This is a genomic window from Lysinibacillus sp. NPDC093197, assembly GCF_044754025.1.
In the GTDB taxonomy this organism is placed as follows: domain Bacteria; phylum Bacillota; class Bacilli; order Bacillales_A; family Planococcaceae; genus Lysinibacillus.
Genome location: NZ_JBIVOH010000004.1, coordinates 121,915 through 126,630 on the forward strand (window position 1 = coordinate 121,915; position 4,716 = coordinate 126,630).

Annotated in this window: 4 protein-coding genes; 1 reads left to right on the forward strand and 3 read right to left on the reverse strand. The window is 36.2% G+C overall.

Annotated features, from left to right (window positions below; all coding sequences use genetic code 11):
- Window positions 1-295: 295 nt before the first annotated feature.
- From ACIP9G_RS12945 to ACIP9G_RS12955, 3 genes are all read right to left on the reverse strand, one after another.
- Window positions 296-763: a GNAT family N-acetyltransferase gene (locus ACIP9G_RS12945; protein ID WP_401019818.1), complete on the reverse strand. Its 468-nt coding sequence runs from the start codon at window positions 761-763 to the stop codon at window positions 296-298.
- 176 nt (window positions 764-939) lie between these two features.
- Window positions 940-1,797 carry an outer membrane protein assembly factor BamD gene (locus ACIP9G_RS12950; RefSeq protein WP_401019820.1) on the reverse strand — a complete coding sequence of 286 codons (858 nt, stop codon included), beginning with the start codon at window positions 1,795-1,797 and terminating at the stop codon, window positions 940-942.
- Window positions 1,798-2,179: 382 nt separating this feature from the next.
- On the reverse strand, window positions 2,180-2,887 hold the full coding sequence (locus ACIP9G_RS12955) for a DNA alkylation repair protein (protein WP_340822634.1): 708 nt from the start codon (window positions 2,885-2,887) through the stop codon (window positions 2,180-2,182).
- A gap of 387 nt (window positions 2,888-3,274) precedes the next feature.
- Between ACIP9G_RS12955 and ACIP9G_RS12960 the strand changes: the two genes are divergently transcribed.
- Window positions 3,275-4,453, forward strand: coding sequence for a NupC/NupG family nucleoside CNT transporter (locus ACIP9G_RS12960; protein WP_401012773.1), 1,179 nt, complete (start codon window positions 3,275-3,277; stop codon window positions 4,451-4,453).
- The last annotated feature ends 263 nt before the right edge of the window (window positions 4,454-4,716 follow it).

Genomic DNA, 4,716 nt, shown 5'->3' on the forward strand with positions numbered 1-4,716 from the left:
TTATCATTTTTTTCAATTGATTGGAGCGGAGGGTGGCGACTCCTGCGGGAACAGCACAAAACGTAAGACACAACAGGCGGCGCGACTGCGACGGTTGCGGCTTACGTTGTGCCCGCGGAAAGCGTCCGCCCGTAGCGGAAATCATCGGTAGGAGTTATCATTTTTTTCAATTGATTGGAGCGGAGGGTGGCGACTCCTGCGGGAACAGCACAAAACGTAAGACACAACAGGCGGCGCGACTGCGACGGTTGTGGCTTACGATGTGCCCGTGGAAAGCGTCCGCCCGCAGCGGAAATCATCGGTAGGAGTTATCATTTTGACGTGTCCATTCATATAAAATATCGGGTAAATTCTCTTCATTTTCATGGCCTCTACCGATAATCTTAAATCCGTGCTTTTCATAGAAACGTTGTGCCTTGTCATTTACTTCGAATGTGTATAATGTTAGTTTCCCACTTGAGTGTGCTTTAGCTCTATCTAACAATGTTTGCCCTATACCAAGCCCTTGATAGCTTAAATGTATATACAGTTGGCTTATTTCACTCATATTATAGGCAATCATCCCAACAACCGTATTTTCAATGAACGCTAAATCAATTTGAAACTGTTCTGGTAAAATATGATTTAAAAAATAAATATGATTTTCAACGCTATGCATTTCTTTCTGTCCAATTGCCTGTTCCTTGCTATCTCGCCACATTGCTACTGTTTGCTCAGCAAATTCAGGGCTGTATGGCATGATGCTGATTTTATGTTGGTTCATTAAAGCCCTCCCTTCCTTGTACTAACTTGCGGTGTAATGTCTAACAGCTGTAATAACAAATTTCTTGCTAGTTCAAAAATTATATTCCCCATAGAAATTATGATAGGCAATTCTTTTTTAATTTCCGTAAGTTGTTTTAAAATATCCTTCATATTTCCGCCAATGTCTTTTTCTAGTTAAGACTCCGCCATAAACTCTTCTATTGATATTCTAAATTCATTGTATGGATCATTCATTGTTAAATCTAAAATAAGATTAAATATATCGTTTGATAACTCCGGGTAATTTTCTAGTAAAATAATACCTGCATTATAAAATACGAGTAGATAATTGTAGTTAAGGTGTTCTGTTTTTTCAGTTAATCCATTTAACAAAAATTGTACGTTGAAATTATATTTGGCATTCAAAAATTTCTCAATTTCAGCATCAGTTGGAACGGGGTAACCTACGCTTTCAAAAAAAGATAGATCGTCAAAATAATTTTCATTCATTGAAAATTGGTTAATATCTTTATAATGTTCACTATAATCCTGATCAGTTTTAAATGTCTGTACAATATAGCTAAATGTTGCTTCTTGCTCTTCTAAAGATTTATTTAATATGTCTTTTACTAATTCCATATGACGCCGTAAAGTTTCTAAATCATTTGTGTCATATAATGGACTATCTAAATCAGAGCCTGAAATTAAAATTTCCGATAAATCAACAGCTCCGAGATATTCATTTACTTGCATTCCGCCTTGTATTATTTTAGTTGGTAATATGTATTCACTATCCGGAAAATCAGAAATAACTAAATCTAAATATGTATTCGCTAAATCCCATCTTTGATCATTGATCGCTATGAGTGCTTTTGTATACGGTTCAGGGATTTCTTGAATTATTTGTTCTGCGGCCTTATCATCTGTAACAGCCTCTATAGTTTCCTCTTTGTTTTGCTCTAAAGCCTTTTCCTCTTTCTCACTACTATTACAACCAGCTAAAAACAAAGCAAGGGTTAGGACAGTAGTAGCAAAGTACTTATATTTTTTCATAAGACTCACTCCTTTAGTTTCATAATCTAAATATTACCATCAATTGCAATGAAAAACAGTTAGAAATTATAAAAGAAAGTAGGCTAGGACATAGCTTTCATATTGATTTCTTTTAACAATAAATAAAATTTAGAGGAGAGCACTAGTTGAAGGGTAGCTGAGGTAGTTACTGCTACACAGAACGCACAGAATGTAAAAACGCAATTACTGCACGCAAACGAGTTGTGGCTTACGGTGTGCTAAGCGAAAAGTTGTCGCCGTAACGGACAACAACGTTACAGCAAAAAAGTGTTAGATTGATTGCTATCAATCTAACACTTTTTCTCATTTGTCCCAGCTATGTTGTGGTCACCAGTTCAGTTTTGTAATTTGACCTAATCCCTTAACATCTAACATATTTACGTTTAAAGCCAATTCTACCTTTTTCTATTTCCTTTTGAATTCCTTCATAAGCGTGAAGGAAGCTACTTTTTTTATTGTCCTTTTTCATTTCTACTGGACCTACCTCTTTGGCAGTTGCAAGTGCCATGTCGTGCAGTGGTAAATACGAAACGCCTACCGTATTTAGAAAGTTATTCATAGCAGATTTCGTTCGCTCTGGCGAATCATGAATAGTATTTTTCACAATTTCTAACATACTGGCAATCTTGTCTTCGGAAAATTCAACATCTTTTCGATTTCCTAAAAGCCAGCAGTAGCAACTCCAGCCCGCAGACATTCTCAGCTCTTCCCCACTAGCAATCCATTTATCAGCAACTTGTTGTGCAATATCCGCTTCCGCTAAAGTAACAGCTACCACATAATCAGACAACATATAAAAATATGCCGTATCTATCCAACGATCAAAATCAGATTCCGCCATTGCTTTTGGATCGGCAATAATACCAGCAAAATACATTGCATCATAGTTCCCCGAAGCATAAAGCTCTTCCGCTAAAGGTTGATTAATCTTTATTTTCTTCGCTATAGGCTTCATTGCACCTGTTGCCACTCCAAAAAGCGGCTCATGTGCACCATTGGACATGTACATTTTTTTAGTCCGTTCCTTCCCTAGCGCTTCAAGCTCCTGCATTACTATTTCAAAATTCATTATTTGCACTCCCTTCGTTTTAGCATTTTACTATTTTTTCAATCTCGAATATATCACCATTATCCTATATTAAAGTATCATTTGTCAGCTGAGGTATTTTTTAATGTTTGCATGTTAATAAGTGGCTTTTTTCACCTTTTATTTCCTAATACCCACCAAAAATTCTGCTATAATCATTTTTTTTGCTTTTTTATCAACTTTCTATTAATATCACTTAGTTACCATTATTCAGTAAAGCTTAATTAAAATTCAATACGTACGGTTTCTTTTTATTAAATTGGGCAATATACACATTATAACTACAATCAAAATAAAAGAAGTTTCTATGCGAAAAGTAATTTTATTACAAGCTAACACATCATGATTTAATTCATCAGGAGGTTACATATGCAATACATTATTTCAATTTTAGGTATTCTCATTGTGTTATTTTTGGCTTGGTTGGCAAGTTCCAATCGAAAAGAGATAAAATTCAAACCAATTATCACAATGATTGTCATTCAAATTCTATTGTCATTGTTATTATTAAATACAGAATTTGGATTAATCATTATCAAGGGCATAGCTACTGTTTTTAACAAGTTGCTCGAATATGCAGGTGAAGGTGTTTCCTTTGTCTTTGGCGGCTTGGCGAACGAAGGAGAAGCTCCATTCTTTTTAACAGTGTTGCTACCAATTATATTTATTTCTGCATTAATTGGGATTCTTCAGCATTTAAAAATCCTACCATTCATTATGAAGGGTATTGGGTGGGTATTAAGTAAAGTAAATGGAATGGGAAAACTTGAATCTTATAATGCTGTTGCTTCATTGATGGTAGGTCAATCAGAGGTTTTCATTACATTAAAAAAACAACTCGGCCTCCTTTCAAAACAACGTTTATATACTCTATGTGCGTCGGCAATGTCGACTGTCTCTATGTCCATCGTTGGTGCTTATATGACGATGCTCGAACCAAAATATATTGTTACGGCATTAGTTTTAAATTTATTTGGCGGTTTTATTATCGCTACAATTATGAATCCGTACCAAATTGACCCTAACGAGGATATATTAGAAATAGAGCATGAAAAGCAATCCTTCTTTGAAATGCTCGGTGAGTATATTCTTGATGGTTTTAAAGTTGCCATTATCGTCGGGGCCATGTTAATTGGGTTCATTGCATTGATGGCTGGATTCAATAGTGTATTTGAGCTATTGTTCGGCATTTCGTTCCAAAGTATTCTAGGTTATATCTTTGCACCAGTTGCCTTCATCATGGGGATTCCTTTCTCTGAGGCAGTTAGTGCTGGATCAATTATGGCGACTAAACTGGTAACGAATGAATTTGTGGCGATGTTGGATTTATCCGGAGGCGATCATCACTTTAGTGAACGTACAATGGGTATTCTTTCTGTCTTCCTCGTTTCCTTTGCCAACTTCTCATCAATTGGTATCATTGTCGGGGCTGTCAAAAGTCTAAATGAAAAACAAGGGAATGTAGTCGCACGCTTTGGATTAAAATTATTATTTGGTGCTACACTTGTAAGCGTACTATCAGGTATCATTGTTAGCTTAATTTTATAAAAAAGGAAGTGGCGTGCACCACTTCCACAGCGAGTCGAGACAAAAGGCATTAAGAAGTCATTCTTAATGCCTTTATCTTTTTTAGTAACGGTGCCAGGCACTCAAACAATTCTATTAGTTGGTGGGAGTGGACCGCGGATAGCGAGGGTTGCGGCTTACGCTGTGCCCGCGGAAAGCGTCCGCCCGTAATGGAAATCGACGGCAGAAGTCTTTTATATTTATTTTGACTAAACCTTTTTATCCCATGAATACAATTTTTTTAT

Coding starts and splice junctions, on each gene's coding strand:
- ACIP9G_RS12945 (WP_401019818.1), bottom strand. CDS start 763: ATGAACCAACATAAAATCAGCATCATGCCATACAGCCCTGAATTTGCT.
- ACIP9G_RS12955 (WP_340822634.1), bottom strand. CDS start 2,887: ATGAATTTTGAAATAGTAATGCAGGAGCTTGAAGCGCTAGGGAAGGAA.
- ACIP9G_RS12960 (WP_401012773.1), top strand. CDS start 3,275: ATGCAATACATTATTTCAATTTTAGGTATTCTCATTGTGTTATTTTTG.
- ACIP9G_RS12950 (WP_401019820.1), bottom strand. CDS start 1,797: ATGAAAAAATATAAGTACTTTGCTACTACTGTCCTAACCCTTGCTTTG.